This window comes from Nocardia acididurans, assembly GCF_016741815.1.
GTDB lineage: Bacteria > Actinomycetota > Actinomycetes > Mycobacteriales > Mycobacteriaceae > Nocardia > Nocardia acididurans.
The window spans coordinates 258,688-276,103 of record NZ_JAERRJ010000009.1; the positions used below are offsets into that span (position 1 = coordinate 258,688).

The following is a 17,416-nucleotide window of genomic DNA, read 5'->3' on the forward strand; positions in this document are numbered from 1 at the left end:
CTTGTCAGGCAGGCACGTTCGCGCCGAAACCCAGATCGCGCAGGGCCTGCTTGATCTTGGCCTGGGCCTCGTCGAGGGATTCCTTGCTCGGATCCGGGTCCGCGCCGGTGATATCGAAATCACCGAGCTCGAAGGCCGGGAACACATGGATGTGCAGGTGCGGCACCTCCAAGCCCGCGATGAGCAGGCCCGCGCGCGGGGCATCCCATGCCGCCCGCAGCGCCTGCCCGATCCGCTGGGCCACGGTGGTCATGCGCGCGAAGGTATCCGGATCGACGTCCTGCCACTGGTCGATCTCCTTGCGCGGCACCACCAGCGTGTGCCCCTGCGTCACCGGGGCGATGGTCAGGAAGGCGACGAATTCGTCGTCCTCCCAGACGAACCGGCCCGGCAGCTGACCGTTGATGATTGCGGAGAAAACGGAAGCCATGCCCCGGACATTACGCGCATCACACGGCCACGAAGTGCGACAGGATGCCCTGCACCTCGTAGATGTCGACCTGCCGGTTGAAGCGCTTCTGAATGGGCTGCGGCGCGCCCGCGATATAGATCGCCAGCTCGGCGTCCAGATCGAAGGTGCCCGCGGTTTCCACCGCGAAATGCGTGATCGCGCGGTAGGGGATGGAGTGGTACTCCACCTTCTTGCCGGTCAAACCCTGCTTGTCGATCAGGATCAACCGCTTGTTCGTGAACAGCATGGCGTCGCGCACCAGCAGGTACGCCGCGTACACCTGCTCCTGCTGGCCGAGTAGCCGCCCGTACTCCTGCTGTGCCGCCCCCGCGTCGATGCGTCCGGCATTGCCCATGATCCCGTCGATCAAGCCCATGGCTCGCACTTCCTCACAGTGATTCGCGGTGATCGCCGTTGCGATCCATCATCCCCGGCATACCCGCTTACGGTGGACGAACTCTTCATGACTTCTCGGGGGCTTCGCCCCCGACCCCCAAGATCGAAGGCAGAACGCGGGCCACGAACAGCCCGGAGCGCAGCGGAGGGCAAATAAACACTGCTCTAAGCTGTTGGCCGTGCGCGTACTCGTCATCGGTTCCGGAGCCCGTGAACATGCCCTCGCCCTCGCCCTGCGCCGCGATCCGTCGGTGGACGCGCTGTTCGTCGCGCCCGGCAATGCGGGCATCGCCCAGCATGCCGAGGTGCGGGCGGTGGACGCCTCCTCCGGCGAGGCCGTCGTCGCGCTGGCGCAGGAGCTGAACGTGGACCTCGTGGTGATCGGGCCCGAGGTGCCGCTGGTGCTCGGCGTCGCCGACGCCGTGCGGGCCGCCGGGATCGCCGCGTTCGGGCCGTCGGCGGCCGCCGCGCGGATCGAAGGGTCCAAGGCGTTCGCCAAGGATGTGATGAACGCGGCCGGGGTGAAGACCGCGCACAGTGAAATCGTGGATCATCCGGGCGAATTGGATGCCGCGCTGGATCGGTTCGGGCCGACCTGGGTCGTGAAGGACGACGGGCTGGCCGCCGGCAAGGGCGTCGTGGTGACGCCGGACCGGTCGGTCGCCCGCGATCACGGGGCCGAACTGCTGGAGAACGGGCATCCGGTGCTGCTGGAGTCCTTCCTCGACGGGCCCGAGGTGTCGCTGTTCTGCCTCGTCGACGGCGAGACCGTGGTGCCGCTGCTGCCCGCACAGGACCACAAGCGCGTCGGCGACGGGGACACCGGGCCCAACACCGGCGGCATGGGCGCGTACACGCCGCTGCCGTGGCTGCCCGAGGAAACCCTCACCGCCATCGTCGAGGATGTCGTGAAACCCGTTGCGGCCGAGATGGTCCGGCGCGGCGTGCCGTTCAGCGGCCTGCTGTACGCGGGCCTCGCCATCGGGCAGGCCGGACCCGCCGTCGTCGAATTCAACTGCCGCTTCGGCGATCCCGAGACCCAGGCCGTGCTCGCCATGCTGGACAGCCCGCTCGGCGAACTGCTGTACGCCACCGCCACCGGCACCCTCGACCAGGTCGCCGCACCGCGCTGGAAGGACGGCTCCGCCGTCACCGTCGTGCTGGCCGCCGAGAACTACCCGGGCCGCCCGCGCTCCGGCGACGTCATCAGCGGAGCCGAATCCACCGGCACCGGAACCGAATCCGAGGTGCTGCACGCGGGCACCGCGCAGCGCGAGGACGGCGCGCTGGTCTCGGCGGGCGGGCGCGTGCTCGCCATCGTCGGCCAGGGCAAGGATCTCGCCGAGGCGCGCAAGAACGCCTACGACCGGCTCGCGGGCATCAAACTGCCCGGCGGCCACTTCCGCAGCGATATCGCCCTCGCCGCCACCGAGGGGCGCATCACGGTGCCGTCCCCGGCGTAGGTTCGAAGACCGAAATGTAGGCCCACCCGCGAATTCGCCGGTGGGCCTACGTCATTCCGGCGTGCTGCTGGCCGGAATCCGCAGCGGCCGTGTGGATTCCGGCCGAAGCATGCCGGAATGACGGGGCGCGGCTCAGGTGAGTGAGAGGCCGTGCAGCGCCAGCCAGCGCTGCGGATCGACCTTCTGACCCTCCATGACGATCTCGAAGTGCAGATGCGGCCCGGTGGAGTCACCACGGTTGCCGACACGCGCGATCTGCATACCGGCGGGCACCCGCTCGCCCACCGACACGAAGAAGTCGTACATATGCCCGTAGATGGCGATACTGCCGTCATCGTGCCGGATGCGCACCCACAGCCCGAACCCCTGCGCCGGCCCGGCTTCGATGACGGTGCCCGCCGCCACCGAATAGATCGGCGAACCCAGCGGCGCGGCGATATCGATCCCCGAGTGGAACGTCCCCCAGCGCGGCCCGAACCCCGAGGTGAACGCCCCGATCGCGGGGAGCACGTAATTCCCCGCCCCGGGGAGCACGAAGGTATTGCTGTTCCCGCCGGTGATCCACGGCTGATATTCACCCGCGACGGCAGCCGCGGCTTCGGCCTTCGCCCGCTCCAAGGTGTTGCGCGCGGCAGCCGCAACCACGGCCTGCTCACGCAGCCGCTCACCGTTGTTGATGGCGTCCAGGTATCGCTTGGTGGTCTCCGTCGAAGCCTGTACCTGCAACGGATAAGCCACCGGAACCCGCACCGCCACACCGGGACTCGCGGACGCGTCCAGCGGTATCAATCCGAGGGAGGAGTCGGCCCCCGCGAACACCACCACCGCCGTCATCCCCGCGATCAGCGCACGATGCTTGATCGCCCATTCGCGCGCCAGCGGAGCATGCAGCCGATATTCGTCCCGCCCCTTGCGCGCCAGCTCCTCGAGGTCGGCGCGCGACCGAGGCCGCCGCTGCCACAGGTCGACCCCGCGCTCGCGCACGGCGGGAGCCTGCTCGCGCACCCACGCCACGGCCCGCGCCGCTGCCTGCTTCCCCCGCGCCGCGGACTCGCGCGGCGAGGGGCTGTCGGCAGCTGCCAATTGGGTCCGCAGCCCCGGCGTGAACGTGCCGCCGACGGTCCGGAACCGCTGCCTCCGCCCGCGCGGAATTTCCTTCCCCGCGCCATGCTCGTCCGCTTCGCCGTCCGTGCGACCGGCGTTGCCGTTGCCGCTGACCTGGGCTTCGGGGGGTGGCTGCTGGTTGGTGGCTGTGGTCGGCTGGTCGGTGGTGGGGTCGGGGGGCGGGGTGGTGCGGGCTTGGTTGCGGGGGCGGCGCTGGGCCGTTCCCGTGGTGCGTCCCCCCGGCGCGCGCCGCTTGTCAGGCATTCCACCGACCATTCGGGGACAGGCGGGGGAGCGGGTGCTCTACCGTCTGTCGGGTGCGTATCGAATCTCGCCGGTCGACCATTCCACCTTTTTACGTGATGGACGTCTGGAAAGCAGCAGCTGAACGGGCACGAACCCACGGGGATGTGCTGGTGCTGGCGGCCGGGCAGCCGTCCACGCCCGCGCCGCGGGCGGTGTTGCGGGCTACGCGGGAGGCCATGGACTCCGAATTGCTGGGATACACCGAGACTTTCGGGATTCTGGCATTGCGGGAGGCCATCGCGGGGCATCACCGGGATGTCTACGGGGTTGCGGTGGAGGCCGATGATGTCGTCGTGACCACCGGGTCGTCGGGCGCGTTCACCTTGATCTTCCTGGCGGCCTTCGACGCGGGGGACACCGTGGTGGTGGCGCGGCCCGGGTATCCGGCGTACCGCAACACGCTGACGGCGCTCGGGTGCGAGGTCGTGGAATTGGACTGCGGGCCCGAGACCCGGTTCCAGCCGACCGTGGCCATGCTGGAGGCGCTGCCGGAAGCGCCCGCGGGGCTGATCGTGGCCAGCCCGGCCAATCCGACCGGCACCATGATCGACCCGGAAGAGCTTGCGGCACTGGCCCGCTGGTGCGACGCGCACGGCACGCTGTTGATCTCCGACGAGATCTATCACGGCATCGTGTACGACGACACCGAGCCGACGGCATCCGCCTGGGAAACCTCCCGCGAATCCGTGGTCATCGGATCGGTGTCGAAATACTTCTCCATGACGGGCTGGCGGCTGGGCTGGATGCTGGTCCCGGAATCGCTGCGCCCGGCGCTGCAGCGGCTGGCCTCGAATATGACCGTGTGCCCACCCGCCATCTCGCAGTACGCGGCCGTGCACGCCTTCGGCGCCGAGGCCAAGGAAGAACTCGACGGGCATGTGCGCCGCTACGCCGCCAACCGGCAACTGCTGTTGTCCGGCCTGCCGAAACTCGGCATCACCGATCTGGCCCCGGCCGACGGCGCGTTCTACGCCTACGCGGATATCGCGCATCTGACCGATGATTCGATGCGCTGGTGTCAGGATCTGCTCGCTCACACCGGCGTCGCACTGGCTCCCGGCATAGACTTCGACACCGTGAACGGCCTTCACACAGTTCGCTTCTCGTTCGCCGGAGCCGGCTCCGATATCGAAGAAGCGCTGGACCGGTTGGAACGCTATATGGCGTGATCTGGCAAGACTTTCCGGACTTGCCTCCGAGCTCGCGCGGATGGGGTACAAAAGCTGTAATGCGATTCCGCACGGCTCGTCCGATTGCCCTTCCGAACTGGAATCACCACAGATCGCACAGATTTGGCACGAATCAAACGATGATGACCGGCACGACTGGCACGATTGCACAGTGACCACAGCGACGACCCCGAAAGGCGAACGGCGTCGCCAAGCGCTGGTTTCAGCCGCCGCCGAGCTACTGCTCGAGGGCGGCTTCGAAGCGGTACGGCACCGCTCGGTGGCGACCAGGGCGGATCTGCCGCTCGCCTCGACCACCTACTACTTCGAATCCCTCGAGGATCTGATCGCCCGCGCGGTCGAATTCTCCGGAAACGCCGAACTCGACGCCATGCGCCGCCGCGTCGGCGAGGTGACGCACCGCCGCCGCGGCGCGGAAGCCACCGTCGATCTGGTGCTCGATCTGCTGGTCGGCCCCGACCAGCACGACGAGGACGCGCGCGGGCAGCTCATCGCCCGCTACGAGCGCTCGGTGGCCTCGGCCCGGCATCCGGAGCTACGCGAAGTCCAGCTCCGACTACGCGCCCAGCTCGAGGAGCTGCTGGCCGATGTACTGCGACGGTCCGATCGGGTGGTACGGACCGAACAGATACGCCGGCTGGTGGCGGTGGTGGACGGGGCGGTCGTGACCGCGCTCAGCGAACTCGACCCGCAACCCCGCCGCATGGCGAGGGGCGCACTGCTCGAGGTCATCGACATCGTCGCGCCTCCCGCCTAGAGAGTTGGATCAACTCTCGAAACTCTCAGGGGTTCCACCCCTGAAACCCCAATGCCCGGGGGAGGCGGGACTCTCCGGGGTTTCGCCCTGAAACCCCAATGCCCGGGGGAGGCGGGACTCTCCGGGGTTTCGCCCTGAAACCCTGACCTCCAAGTTCGCGGCCCGCCCCGATTCTGGACTGACGGAGCGGGGGAGCGAAGCGGAGGAGCGGAGGAGGGAAGAATCGGGGTCACGAGGGCCGCGAACCGCCGGAGCGAAGCGGAGGCAAATAAGCACAGTAAACTGGCACAACGTGACCCTTGTGCCTAACGTCCTCGCCACTCGCTATGCCTCTCCGCAGCTCGTACAGCTGTGGTCTCCGGAGAACAAGATTGTTCTGGAGCGGCGGCTGTGGCTGGAGGTGCTGCGGGCGCAGGGGGAGCTGGGCATCGAGGTGCCCGCCGGGGTTGTCGAGGACTACGAGCGGGTCATCGACCAGGTCGATCTGGCCTCGATCGCCGAGCGGGAGCGGGTTACGCGGCATGACGTGAAGGCGCGTATCGAGGAGTTCAACGCGCTCGCCGGGCATGAGCATGTGCACAAGGGCATGACCTCTCGCGACCTCACCGAGAACGTCGAGCAACTGCAGATCCGGCTGTCGCTCGAACATGTCTACGCGCACGGTGTCGCCATCGCGGCGCGGCTGGCGGAGCGGGCCACGCAGTACCAGCCGCTGGTGATGGCGGGGCGCTCGCACAATGTCGCCGCGCAGGCCACCACGCTGGGCAAGCGGTTCGCCTCGGCGGCCGACGAGCTGCTGATCGCGCTGACCCGGCTGCGCGAGCTGATCGACCGGTACCCGCTGCGCGGCATCAAGGGCCCGATGGGCACCGCGCAGGACATGCTGGATCTGCTCGGCGGTGACGCCGCGAAGCTGGCGCAGCTGGAGCAGAAGGTGGCGCACCACCTCGGCTTCAAGAACGTCTTCACCAGTGTCGGGCAGGTGTACCCGCGCTCGCTGGACCACGACGTGATCTCCACGCTGGTCCAAATCGGTGCGGGCCCTTCGTCTTTCGCGCACACCATCCGCCTGATGGCGGGCCACGAGCTGGTGACCGAGGGCTTCCAGCCCGGCCAGGTCGGCTCCTCGGCCATGCCGCACAAGATGAACACCCGTTCCGCCGAGCGGGTCAACGGCCTGCAGGTGGTGCTGCGCGGCTACGGCTCCATGGCGGCCGAGCTGGCGGGCGCGCAGTGGAACGAGGGTGACGTGTTCTGCTCGGTGGTGCGCCGGGTCGCGCTGCCGGACGCCTTCTTCGCTGTCGACGGCATGATGGAGACCTTCCTGACCATCCTCGCGGAGTTCGGCGCGTACCCGGCCGTCATCGACCGCGAACTCAACCGGTACCTGCCGTTCCTGGCCACCACCCGCATCCTGATGGCCGCGGTGCGCGCTGGCGTCGGTCGTGAGACCGCGCACGAGGTCATCAAGGAGCACGCGGTGGCCGTGGCGCTGGCCATGCGCGAGCAGGGCCGCGAGCCCGACCTGCTGGACCGCCTGGCCGCCGACGACCGCATGCCGCTGGATCGGGCCGCGCTCGACGCCGCGCTCGCCGACCGCTCCGCCTTCATCGGCGCGGCCGAGGCGCAGACCCGCGAGGTCGTGGCCCAGGTGCAGAAGCTGGTGGACGCCAACCCGGAGGCGGCCCGCTACACCCCGTCGCCGATCCTCTAGGGAGAGTACGGCTCTCGGGCCCGGCTCCGGATGGAGCCGGGCGCGATCGAGTTGGGGCGGCGGGATTTTCCGCCGCTAGGCTCGCCGCATGAATCCGTACACGATCTTCGCCGATATCGTTGCCGGGCGCGCACCTTCGAGCAAGGTGTACGAGGACGATGATGTGCTGGCGTTCATGGACATTCGGCCGTTCACACCCGGGCACCTGCTGGTGATCCCGAAGATTCCCGCGCGAAGTCTGTCGGAATTGGATCCCGCGGTGGGCGGCAAGCTGTTTCAGGTGGGGCAGCAGCTGGCGGCCGCGCTGCGCACCTCCGAGGTGGGTGCGGACGGCGTGAACTTCTTTCTCGCGGACGGGGTGACCGCGGGGCAGGAGGTTTTCCACGTGCATCTGCATGTGATTCCGCGCACCCCGGGGGACGGGTTCGGTCTGCGTGGTCGGCCCACGACTCTGCCGCGCGCGGACCTCGACTACCTGGCCGGATCCATCCGTGGTGCGCTGGATAGAAACGGCAATAATTCATAGCAGATCCGCATTACCATATGCGTACCGTATGGTTTGCCAGCGACACGCCAATTCCGGAAACTTCCTCGGGGCCACTGGTTCGTGAGTTACGTTTGAATGCGATTGTGGTGGGCTGATGGAGGTGGGGACATGCGTAGAAGAGTCGTTGCCGCAGCGGTTTTCGCGATTGCCGCCGGTTTGCTGTGTCCGGTTGTCACGTCACCGGCAAACGCTCGGGCCGCGACAGTGCTACGCGTGGACGAGCTGAGCGCCACCCGCTCGGCCCTCTTCATCGACTCCGCCGCCATGGGCCGCACCATCCAGGTCCAGGTGCTGCATCCGGCCGGCGGCGGCTCCCGGCCCACCTACTATCTGCTCGACGGGCTCGATCCCGGTGCGACACAGAGCACCTGGACCAACGCCACCGACGCCGAGCCGTTCTTCAGCGGTAAGAACGTGAACGTGGTGCTGCCGATGGGCGGCCAGGCCAGCTACTACACCGACTGGATCGCCGACGACCCGAAGTTCGGCCGCTACAAGTGGGAAACCTTTCTGGCAGAAGAACTTCCGCCGATCATCGACGGCTACTTCAACGGTAACGGCGTGAACGCCATCGGCGGGCTGTCCATGGGCGGCAACGCGGCTTTCACACTGGCGGTACGGCATCCGAACCTCTACACCGCCGTCGCCGGATACAGCGCCTGCCCCGATACCTCGATAGCCCAGGGAGCCATGCTGTTCTCGATCGCCAACCGTGGCGGCAACCCCTTCAACATGTGGGGCGGCACCACGAGTTCCGCCTGGGCCGAACACAATCCGGCCGTTCTCGCGGATCGCCTGCGCGGCAAGACGATCTACCTGTCCACCGGCACCGGTTTCCCCGGCCCGCACGAGCTGGAGATCAAACCGCAGCTGCCGGAGAACATCTTCTTCGGCGGACCCATCGAATTCGGGGTCAACGGCTGCGTCACGTCCTTCGAGGGCCGCCTCAAATCACTCGGCATCCCCGCGCGCATCGACTACAGCCCCGTGGGCACCCACTCCTGGTCCTACTGGCAGGACACCCTGCACCAGTCCTGGCCCACCATCGGCGGGGCCATCGGCGCGTAACCGACGGCCGCCGCACGCCTGGAACGTGATCTCCGGGATTACGTTCCAGGGCGGTTGAATTCGCCGTCCTTCGCCCCGGCGACGAAGGCCGCCCACTCGCCGGGGGTGAAGATCAGGACGGGGCCTTCGGGGTTGCGGGAATCGCGCAGGGCGATATTTCCGCTGGTGAGAAACGCTATCTCGACGCCGTCGGCATTGTCGTCGCTACGCCGCCAGACGGCGTCCGGATCGATTTCGCGGTTCTTGACTTCCACTCGAACTCCTGTGCGCTGCGGCAGTACTGGACGGTGATGTGGATCGCATTCATGATGCCAGGGTTTGTGCGGCCTCCGGATCGGATATTCCATTCTGTGTCAGCGGAAGGAGGTATGGTGCGCACGCCATGGCATCAACAGCGGGCAGCCCCCATCTCCGACAGCTGTGAGATGGTTCCCGAACGGTTCACGGTGGAACTGGCTCACAGCATCCTCCGGATCCATCGAAGTTGCCCGACAGATCAATGCGCTCGCCGTAAAGCGGCGGTGTTCTTTCTCTATGAGCAGCGGCAGCCCAGCACGGGGCGGGCGCGCCGCCGCTAGCCGCGTGCCGTGCCCCTACCGCTGTTGTACGCGCGGTGCCCGCGGCCGTCGCCGAAGCAGGACGGCGGCCGTCACCACGAGCACCGACGCACCGGTCACCACCAGTACGTAACCCGCGGGCAGGCCCAGGATTTCGACGCGTTCGGTGCGGTACACGACATGCCGGAAGTCGCCCCCGGGACTGGGGATGAAGCTGAAGTCGGTGGTGATCGCGCCGGGATCGTGGATGCGGCTGGACAATTCGGTCAGATAGTCGTTGCCGTTCGCGCTCAGCGCGCGCAGATCGGCATCCACCGGATCGGTCACGCGGCCCGCGAAATCGGTGTCCACGTCGTGGCGTCCCGCGTCCTGATCCCCGCGCATCATCCGCTGGTTGTGCAGGACGTACAGCCGGATGTCCTGGGTTCCCTTGGCGGCCTGCGACATTCGCATCGGGTACACCAGCCGCGGTGAGTCGAAGGTCAGCCGTACCGGATCCAGCGTGCCGCCCAGGGCGGTCGAGCCGGTGAGCCGCATGGCCACGAAGGACCAGCCCTCGCTGAGATACGGCTGCAGGGTGGCGAGCACCTCGTCCCGCATGACATAGCCGTTGCCGCCGAGCCACTGCCGCACGCCGGTCAGGTCGCCGCCGCTGAGCGTGGTGGCCTCCAGCGGGCCGAGCTGCACCCGGTCCAGCACGACCGGGGCACCACCCGGCGCGCTCGCGTTGGGCATGCCACCCGCTCCGTCCGCCGAGCCCAGTTCGATCTCGGGGAACCACTCGTAGCGGACAACCTCCTCCGGTGCGGTGATCTCACGCAGCTCGTCGAAGGTCGCCGCGGTGCCCGAAGTGACGGTGGCGGGTGCGGGCGTCGGAACGATCAGCGCCGCGCTATCGGTGCTGCTCTCCAGGGACAACCGCATGAGAATCGTCTCCCGGCCGCCGTCCAGGCTGATCACGGCCGTTTCGTCGGAGACGGCCGCCCGCTGCCCCACGGGCACCGCCATGCCTCCGCACGCACACGCCGAAGCCGGTGTCGCCAAGCCGATTCCCCCCGCGCCGGCCACGGTGGCGACCACCGCGAGCAGGCGCGCTGTCCTACGCAACAGCATGGCGCGAGCCTACGCGTGTTCGCTCTGCGCGACATCCGGGTGCGCGAGGCCATGGGTAAGCGGCCCCGGGTGCGGGCGTCCCACTAACGTGGAGCGCATGGCTCTTGACAGTGGTAGCACGACCACCAACCCCGGCGTGGCAGTCTCCGCGCCGATCGCCAAGACGGTGCCGAGCGAACGCGTGCACCACGGCGACGTCTTCGTCGACGAGTACGAGTGGCTGCGGGACAAGGAGAATCCCGAGGTCATCGCGTATCTGGAGGCGGAGAACGCGTTTACGGATTCGCAGACGGAGAAGTTGCGGCCGCTGCGGGAGAAGATCTTCGACGAGATCAAGGCCCGCACCCAGGAAACCGATCTGTCGGTCCCCACCCGGATGGGCGACTACTGGTACTACTCGCGCAGTTTCGAGGGCAAGCAGTACGGCGTGCACTGCCGCGTCCGGGTCGCCGGCCCGGACGACTGGACTCCGCCGCAGCTCGAGGTCGGCGTGGCCGTCGAGGGCGAGCAGGTGCTGCTCGACTCCAACGAGCTGGCCGAGGGTCACGACTTCTTCTCCCTGGGCGCGTTCTCCCTCAGCCACGCCGGTGACCTGCTGGCCTACTCGGTCGACACCGTCGGCGACGAGCGCTATGTGCTGCGTTTCAAGAATCTGGAGACCGGCGCGATCCTCGAGGACGAGATCCCGGGCACCGCGCCCGGCGCGACCTGGTCGCTGGACGGCACGCACGTCTTCTATCAGACGGTCGACGAATCCTGGCGGCCCGACACCGTGTGGCGGCACCGGCTCGGCACCGCCAAGGACGCCGACGTCAAGGTCTTCCACGAGCCGGACGAGCGCTACTGGGTGAGCATCGGCGCGACCCGCTCGGAGAAGTACCTGGTGGTGTGGGTCGGCTCCAAGATCACCAGCGAGGGCTGGATCCTGGAGTCCGACAATCCCGAGGGCGAGTTCCGCGTCCTCATCCCGCGCCGCGAGGGCGTCGAGTACTCGGCCGAGCACGCCGTCATCGGCGGCGAGGACAAGCTGCTCATCATGCACAACGACGTGGTCGACAGCGTGAAGGCGGAGAACTTCGTGCTCGCCGAGGCCCCGGTCGCCGATCCGGCGAATATGCGCATCCTCATCGGCCACCGCGACGACGTGCGGCTCGAGGATGTCGACGCCTTCTCCGACAAGCTGGTGCTGTCCTACCGCAAGGAGGCGCTGCCGCGCGTCGCGGTGTGGCCGCTGACCGCCGACGGCTACGGCGACCTGAAGGAGATCGACTTCGATCTCGCGCTGTTCTCGGCCGGTCTGGGTTCCAACCCGGAGTGGGAGCAGCCCACCCTGCGCATGGGCGTCACCTCGTTCATCACCCCGATGCGGGTGTACGACTACATACCCGGCACGGGTGAGCTGCTGCTGCGCAAGGAGCAGCCGGTGCTCGGCGGCTACAACCCCGAAGACTATGTGCAGCAGCGGGATTGGGCGGTGGCCGCGGACGGCACCCGGATCCCGGTCTCCCTCGTGGTGCGCCGCGACGCCGCGCCCGGCCCGAAACCGTTGCTGCTCTACGGCTACGGCTCCTACGAGGCCAGCATCGACCCCGGCTTCTCGGTGGCGCGACTGTCCATGCTCGATCGCGGCATGGTCTTCGCGGTCGCGCACGTGCGCGGCGGCGGCGAGATGGGCCGCCTCTGGTACGAGCACGGCAAGACCCTCACCAAGAAGAACACCTTCACCGACTTCGTCTCCTGCGCACGGCATCTCATCGATTCCGGGGTCACCGCCGCGGATCGCATGATCGCCGACGGCGGCAGCGCGGGCGGCCTGCTGGTGGGCGCGGTGGCCAACCTCGCGCCGGAGCTGTTCGCGGGCATCCTCGCGAACGTCCCCTTCGTGGACCCGCTGACCTCCATCCTCGACCCGTCCCTCCCGCTCACCGTCATCGAATGGGACGAGTGGGGTAACCCGTTGGAGGACAAGGAAGTCTACGACTACATGAAGTCCTACTCGCCGTACGAGAACGTCGAGGCCAAGGACTATCCGGCCATCCTCGCCATCACCAGCCTCAACGACACGCGCGTGCTGTACGTGGAGCCGGCCAAGTGGGTGGCGAAACTGCGCGCCACCAAGACCGGGCACTCGCAGCTCCTGCTCAAGACGGAGATGAGTGCCGGTCACGGCGGCGTCAGCGGTCGTTACGAGAAGTGGAAGGAAGTCGCCTTCGAATTCGCCTGGGTCCTCGACACCGTGGGTGTCTCGGACCTCTGACGAATCACCGGGTGGTCGCCGGAGTTTTCAGGTGTGAGGTGTCGGCGCTCGGTCCGAGCGCCTTCGCCTTCACCTCGTCCGGCGGGATCCAGGACGGCTTCTTCATGCGCTCGATGATCAGCGGCACCGCGCTGAACACGATCGCGCCGCCCGCCACCAGTGCGATATAGGTGGCCGGGCTGCCGATGGGCAGCTGCGACGGTGGCACGAACGCCAGAATGAAGGCGAAAGCCACTGCCGCCGCGATCATGATGGCCGCCGGATAGCCCTTGGCCGGATCCTTCAGCTCGGTCGAATGCACGCCCTGGGACTCCACACCGGCGAAGTTGAGCAGGATGCCCGCGAGGAACGCCAGGCCGGAAAGCCCGGCGATATAGGGGAAGAACCGCGGCGAATCGTGCCCGTCGTGTACGGCGGTGACGGCCGGATCAGTGGTGTGCTCCCAGCCGATGGAATGCCCGGTGGCGATCCACCAGACGAAGACCAGCACCAGGATGATGCCCGGCAGCGCCGTGCCCGGCAGGAATCCGGCGCGGGTCACCTTCAGCGCGAACTGGTTGCTGACGAAGGCCACCAGCGTGCACAGCCAGAACGCCGCGATGGCGAAAACGCCCACGTAGATATGGTTTTGGGCGAGATCGGGCCGGTCGAACGCGAACGCGACGCCCGCGGCGGCGAAGCTCATACCGGTCGGATAGAAGACGATCACCTGGATCCAGGACAGGAAGATGATCGCGAAGCCGACCCGGTCGTCGCCGCGTGCTTGCCGCTCACGAGCGGGCCTTGACGGTTTTGCTCGGCACCTTGGCCGTCGCATTGTGCGTGAACCCGCCGGCCTCGGCCTTGGTGAGCGGCTTGGACCTCGGATTGCGTTGCAGCTGTTCGATACTGCGTTGCACATCGCACAGCAGCAGATCGATGATGTCGATGCTGAACCCGTGCCGCAGCACCGCGCGCATGATGGTCTCGTCCTGCCGGTCGGCGGGCAGCGGGTACGCGGCGATCAACCAGCCGCGCGTGCGCAGCCGATCCGACAGGTCGTAGAGGTTGAATCCGGCATCGGGATCCTTCAGAAACCAGGAGACAGCGGTGATTCCGCGCTTCGGGTCGCCGTCGTGGATCATCTCGAAGTGGCCGAGCTCCCGCAGCCCCTTCGCCAAATGCTGCGAGACCCGGTAGATCTGCTCCTGAACGCGGGAGTAGCCGGTGCGGCCGAGCCGGATGAAGTCGTAGTACTGGGTGATCACCTGACTGCCGGGGCGGGAGAAGTTCAGGTTGAAGGTGGCCATGCTGCCGCCGAGATAGTCGACATCGAAGATGAGGTCCTCCGGCAGGTCGGCGGCTTCGCGCCAGATCGCCCAGCCCGCGCCGAGCGGTGCCAGGCCGGTCTTGTGCCCGGAGGCGTTGATGGACTTCACGCGCGGCAGCCGGAAATCCCACACCACCTCCGGCGCGCAGAACGGGGCCAGGAAGCCGCCGCTGGCGGCATCGACGTGGATCGGGATGTCCAGGCCGGTCTTCGCCTGAATATCGTCCAGCGCCTTGCTGATTCCCGCCACGTCCTCGAACAGCCCGGTGAAGGTCTGCCCGAAGGTGGGCACCACCATGATGGTGTTCTCGTCCACGTACCGCGCGATGTCGTCGGGATGCATGGTGAGCCGGTCGCCGCGCAGCGGTACCTGCCGGATCTCGACGTCGAAGTAGCGCGCGAATTTCTCCCAGCACACCTGCACCGGCCCGCACACGAAGTTGGGCACGCCCTTGCCGCCGCGCTTGCGCCAGCGGAATTTGGCGGCCAGTCCGCCCAGCATGGCGGCCTCGCTGGATCCGGTGGTGGAGGTGCCGAGCGTCGTGGCCGCGTCGGGGGAGTGCCACAGGTCGGCGATCATGCGCACGCAGCGCCGCTCCAGCTCGGCGGTCTGCGGGTATTCGTCCTTGTCGACGATGTTCTTGTCGAGGGATTCGTTCATGAGGCGGCGGGCCTGGTCGTCGACCCAGGTGGTGCAGAAGGTGGCCAGGTTCATCCGGGAGACGCCGTCGAGCATGAGTTCGTCGTGTACGACCTGGTAGGCGACCGTGGGGTACATCTCGGTGGCGGGGAAATCGCCCTTCGGGGCGGTATGCCGCAAACCGGCCATGGCGAAGATGTCGTCGGATTCCACTGAGTCGGGCACAAATGCCTCCGGTGTAGTTCGCGGCGAACGGTTGCTGTTCAGCAGGTGCAGCTCTACAACACTCCGAAACGAATTGGATCACACACCGTTTCGTAATGATCTGAAGGTTGCTGAACGGTTACTATCCGGATTTATGGACTATCGGCATGTCATGGAGCAAGTGATGTCCGACATGGCGCCGCATATCGGTGATGGCAACGTCGCCGACTACATTCCCGATCTCGCCCGTGTGGATCCCAACCAGTTCGGTTTCATCGTCGCCACCGTTGATGGACAGGTCTTCTCCGCAGGTGACGCGCATATTCTCGGCGCCGACAGCAACCATGCCCGGCACGGGGGCGCGCTCGAAAACTTCGCGCAGACAGGCGGTTTCTCCATTTTCTGAGCCCCGCGGTTCCGATGCTCGTATTCCCGGAAAGGACAGGCATGGCCGGCACGGTCACCAAATCGGCGACGGCAACCACCTACATCTCCTGGATCACCCTGGCGCTCATGACCACCAGCTCGGTGGCCAGCCTGCGCGCCGCACCCACCATGGCCGTCTACGGCCTGGCCTGCGTCTTCCTGTATCTGCTGCCCGCGCTGCTGTTCCTGCTGCCCACCGCGTTCGTGGCGGCCGAACTGGCGTCGGGATGGACGGGCGGCGTGTACAAGTGGGTCGGCGAAGGCATCTCGAAGCGGATGGGGTTCCTGGCGGTGTGGTGCCAGTTCGCCATGACCATCTTCTACTACCCGAGCCTGTTGGCTTATGTGGCAAGCACTTTCGCCTACATCATCAATCCCGCGCTGGCCGCCAACGGCGTGTACGTGGCCATCGTCATCATCACCATCTACTGGATGGCGGTGTTCGTCTCCTCGCAGGGCACCAAAACCGTTGCGGGACTGTCGAGTATGGGGTTGATCATCGGCACGCTGATTCCCGGTGCGCTGCTGGTGATCCTGGGCTTGGTCTTCCTGGCGCAGGGCAATGCCTCCGCCGCGCCGATGGACGCCGGACATCTGCTCCCGGCCTGGACCGGGCTCGCCAGCCTGGTGCTCATCGTCAACAACTTCCTGTCCTACGCGGGCATGGAGATGAACGCGGTGCACGTGTCCTCGCTGAAGGATCCGGGCAAGGAATACCCGAAGGCCATGGCGGTGGCGGTCTGCCTGGTGCTGGCCATCTTCATCATTCCCGCCGTGGTGATCAGCTGGGTGGTGCCGTCCAAGAACCTGAGCCTCACAGCCGGTGTCATGCAGGCCTTCGACGGGTTCTTCCAGCATTTCCACATCGGATTCCTGACCCCGGTGCTGGGCGTCATGCTGGTGGCGGCGGCGCTGGGCGGCATGCTCACCTGGCTGGCCGGGCCGTCCAAGGGACTCATCGCCATCGGGCGGCAGGAAGGGTATCTGCCGCCGGTGCTCACCCGCGTGAACAAGCATGGGGTGCAGCAGAACATGCTGGTGGCGCAGGGCGTGGTGACCACGGGGCTGGCGCTGCTCTACGCGTTCATCCCGGACGTGTCCAGCGCCTACTGGATTCTGTCGGTGATCACCACGCAGGTGTATCTGATCATGTACGTGCTCATGTTCATCGCCGCGATTCGCCTGCGCCGCAACCAGCCCGACCATCCGCGCGGATATCGCGCACCCGCCCTGGTGGCGCTGTGCGGGCTCGGCACCGCCTCCTCGATCGCGGCCTTCCTCATCGGGTTCGTGCCGCCCTCGCAGTACGGCAGCGGCAGCGCGCTCGGATACTTCCTCATCATCGGACTCGGCATGGGCATCGTCGGCCTGCTGATTCCATTCCTGTTCCTGAAATTCCGCAAGCCGGAATGGAAGTCGGAACTGCCGGAAGGAGCCCTGGCATGACGGAACCGCATCCCGGTGCGCCGGAAGCGAATCGGCGCATCGTGTACTGGTCGGTGGCGCTGGTGCTGGTGGCCATCGCGATCTCCGGAGTGATCATCTTCGAACGGGATCGCGACAGTGACGAATCCCTGCGACGGGCGGAAGTGCTGCACTCCAGACTGACTCAGGCCGGAATCGCCGCGCCCGAACCGCAGGTGATCGCGGACTCCCTGGGGGAGGACGGCGGACTGGTGTGTCAGGATCCCGATTCGCCGCTGATCAAGGCGCGCTACCAGGCGGCCATCAGCAATGGCGCGAGCGGTCCCGGCAATCGGCCGGTCATCGCCGACACCGATGTGTTCACCGCCACCGCGCTGGCCATCGAAACCTATTGTCCGGAGCGGCTTGCCGCCTATCTCGAGGAAACCGGAACGTTGAAGAAGGCGGACACGGTTAAACCTGACGACACCTCGGACCGGAACTGACACA

Annotated in this window: 17 protein-coding genes; 10 read left to right on the plus strand and 7 right to left on the minus strand. The window is 67.0% G+C overall.

Going from position 1 to position 17,416, the window contains the following annotated elements:
- Positions 1-4: 4 nt before the first annotated feature.
- Positions 5-430 (minus strand): HIT family protein, encoded by a 426-nt coding sequence (locus JK358_RS24360; protein ID WP_201950955.1) that lies wholly within the window; start codon positions 428-430, stop codon positions 5-7.
- 19 nt (positions 431-449) lie between these two features.
- On the minus strand, positions 450-827 hold the full coding sequence (locus JK358_RS24365; RefSeq protein WP_201950956.1) for a PH domain-containing protein: 378 nt from the start codon (positions 825-827) through the stop codon (positions 450-452).
- Between the two features lie 199 nt (positions 828-1,026).
- On the opposite strand from JK358_RS24365, the gene purD reads away from it, so the two are divergent.
- Positions 1,027-2,310, plus strand: coding sequence for a phosphoribosylamine--glycine ligase (purD, locus tag JK358_RS24370; protein ID WP_201950957.1), 1,284 nt, complete (start codon positions 1,027-1,029; stop codon positions 2,308-2,310).
- 132 nt (positions 2,311-2,442) lie between these two features.
- Here purD and JK358_RS39425 read toward each other — a convergent pair whose 3' ends face one another.
- Positions 2,443-3,678 (minus strand): M23 family metallopeptidase, encoded by a 1,236-nt coding sequence (locus JK358_RS39425; protein ID WP_201950958.1) that lies wholly within the window; start codon positions 3,676-3,678, stop codon positions 2,443-2,445.
- A gap of 53 nt (positions 3,679-3,731) precedes the next feature.
- Between JK358_RS39425 and JK358_RS24380 the strand changes: the two genes are divergently transcribed.
- The 5 genes from JK358_RS24380 to JK358_RS24400 all read left to right on the plus strand — a co-directional run bounded on the left by JK358_RS24380 (position 3,732) and on the right by JK358_RS24400 (position 8,996).
- Complete coding sequence (locus tag JK358_RS24380) at positions 3,732-4,889, plus strand: pyridoxal phosphate-dependent aminotransferase (protein WP_201950959.1); 1,158 nt, start codon at positions 3,732-3,734, stop codon at positions 4,887-4,889.
- A gap of 172 nt (positions 4,890-5,061) precedes the next feature.
- A complete protein-coding gene (locus JK358_RS24385; RefSeq protein ID WP_181582751.1) occupies positions 5,062-5,667 on the plus strand; it encodes a TetR/AcrR family transcriptional regulator in 606 nt (201 codons plus the stop codon).
- Between the two features lie 292 nt (positions 5,668-5,959).
- Positions 5,960-7,381 (plus strand): adenylosuccinate lyase, encoded by a 1,422-nt coding sequence (purB, locus tag JK358_RS24390; protein WP_201950960.1) that lies wholly within the window; start codon positions 5,960-5,962, stop codon positions 7,379-7,381.
- A gap of 88 nt (positions 7,382-7,469) precedes the next feature.
- The gene (locus tag JK358_RS24395) at positions 7,470-7,907 is read left to right on the plus strand and encodes an HIT family protein (RefSeq protein ID WP_201950961.1); all 438 of its coding nucleotides are present in this window, start codon (positions 7,470-7,472) and stop codon (positions 7,905-7,907) included.
- A 129-nt stretch (positions 7,908-8,036) separates the two neighbouring features.
- Positions 8,037-8,996, plus strand: coding sequence for an alpha/beta hydrolase (locus JK358_RS24400; RefSeq protein WP_201950962.1), 960 nt, complete (start codon positions 8,037-8,039; stop codon positions 8,994-8,996).
- A 38-nt stretch (positions 8,997-9,034) separates the two neighbouring features.
- Here JK358_RS24400 and JK358_RS39430 read toward each other — a convergent pair whose 3' ends face one another.
- Positions 9,035-9,250: a DUF397 domain-containing protein gene (locus JK358_RS39430; protein ID WP_307817707.1), complete on the minus strand. Its 216-nt coding sequence runs from the start codon at positions 9,248-9,250 to the stop codon at positions 9,035-9,037.
- 339 nt (positions 9,251-9,589) lie between these two features.
- A complete protein-coding gene (locus tag JK358_RS24410) occupies positions 9,590-10,666 on the minus strand; it encodes a DUF2330 domain-containing protein (RefSeq protein WP_201950967.1) in 1,077 nt (358 codons plus the stop codon).
- A gap of 97 nt (positions 10,667-10,763) precedes the next feature.
- Between JK358_RS24410 and JK358_RS24415 the strand changes: the two genes are divergently transcribed.
- Entirely contained in the window at positions 10,764-12,923 is a 2,160-nt protein-coding gene (locus tag JK358_RS24415; RefSeq protein WP_201950970.1) for a S9 family peptidase, read from the plus strand.
- 4 nt (positions 12,924-12,927) lie between these two features.
- On the opposite strand, the gene JK358_RS24420 is transcribed toward JK358_RS24415, so the two are convergent.
- Both JK358_RS24420 and gad read right to left on the minus strand, forming a co-directional pair.
- Complete coding sequence (locus tag JK358_RS24420) at positions 12,928-13,740, minus strand: amino acid permease (RefSeq protein WP_269811889.1); 813 nt, start codon at positions 13,738-13,740, stop codon at positions 12,928-12,930.
- Positions 13,694-15,097, minus strand: a complete 1,404-nt coding sequence (gad, locus tag JK358_RS24425; RefSeq protein ID WP_201950976.1) for a glutamate decarboxylase — start codon at positions 15,095-15,097, stop codon at positions 13,694-13,696. Before gad ends, JK358_RS24420 begins: the two co-directional genes overlap by 47 nt.
- A gap of 133 nt (positions 15,098-15,230) precedes the next feature.
- Here gad and JK358_RS24430 point away from each other — a divergent pair, with 133 nt between their 5' ends.
- From JK358_RS24430 to JK358_RS24440, 3 genes are read left to right on the plus strand one after another with little or no spacing between them, the layout of a single operon-like run.
- Positions 15,231-15,482, plus strand: coding sequence for a glutaminase (locus JK358_RS24430; protein WP_201950978.1), 252 nt, complete (start codon positions 15,231-15,233; stop codon positions 15,480-15,482).
- Positions 15,483-15,523: 41 nt separating this feature from the next.
- Complete coding sequence (gene gadC, locus JK358_RS24435) at positions 15,524-16,948, plus strand: glutamate/gamma-aminobutyrate antiporter GadC (protein WP_201950980.1); 1,425 nt, start codon at positions 15,524-15,526, stop codon at positions 16,946-16,948.
- Positions 16,945-17,412 carry a hypothetical protein gene (locus tag JK358_RS24440; RefSeq protein WP_201950982.1) on the plus strand — a complete coding sequence of 156 codons (468 nt, stop codon included), beginning with the start codon at positions 16,945-16,947 and terminating at the stop codon, positions 17,410-17,412. The genes gadC and JK358_RS24440 overlap by 4 nt, the downstream gene beginning before the upstream one ends.
- Positions 17,413-17,416: the final 4 nt, after the last annotated feature.

What these genes read in the sequence shown, in the direction of transcription:
- JK358_RS24360 (WP_201950955.1), bottom strand. Translation starts at nt 430, where the DNA reads ATGGCTTCCGTTTTCTCCGCAATCATCAACGGTCAGCTGCCGGGCCGG.
- JK358_RS24365 (WP_201950956.1), bottom strand. Translation starts at nt 827, where the DNA reads ATGGGCTTGATCGACGGGATCATGGGCAATGCCGGACGCATCGACGCG.
- JK358_RS39425 (WP_201950958.1), bottom strand. Translation starts at nt 3,678, where the DNA reads ATGCCTGACAAGCGGCGCGCGCCGGGGGGACGCACCACGGGAACGGCC.
- JK358_RS24395 (WP_201950961.1), top strand. Translation starts at nt 7,470, where the DNA reads ATGAATCCGTACACGATCTTCGCCGATATCGTTGCCGGGCGCGCACCT.
- JK358_RS24400 (WP_201950962.1), top strand. Translation starts at nt 8,037, where the DNA reads ATGCGTAGAAGAGTCGTTGCCGCAGCGGTTTTCGCGATTGCCGCCGGT.
- JK358_RS24410 (WP_201950967.1), bottom strand. Translation starts at nt 10,666, where the DNA reads ATGCTGTTGCGTAGGACAGCGCGCCTGCTCGCGGTGGTCGCCACCGTG.
- JK358_RS24415 (WP_201950970.1), top strand. Translation starts at nt 10,764, where the DNA reads ATGGCTCTTGACAGTGGTAGCACGACCACCAACCCCGGCGTGGCAGTC.
- JK358_RS24420 (WP_269811889.1), bottom strand. Translation starts at nt 13,740, where the DNA reads ATGCGACGGCCAAGGTGCCGAGCAAAACCGTCAAGGCCCGCTCGTGAG.
- JK358_RS24430 (WP_201950978.1), top strand. Translation starts at nt 15,231, where the DNA reads ATGGACTATCGGCATGTCATGGAGCAAGTGATGTCCGACATGGCGCCG.
- gadC (WP_201950980.1), top strand. Translation starts at nt 15,524, where the DNA reads ATGGCCGGCACGGTCACCAAATCGGCGACGGCAACCACCTACATCTCC.
- JK358_RS24440 (WP_201950982.1), top strand. Translation starts at nt 16,945, where the DNA reads ATGACGGAACCGCATCCCGGTGCGCCGGAAGCGAATCGGCGCATCGTG.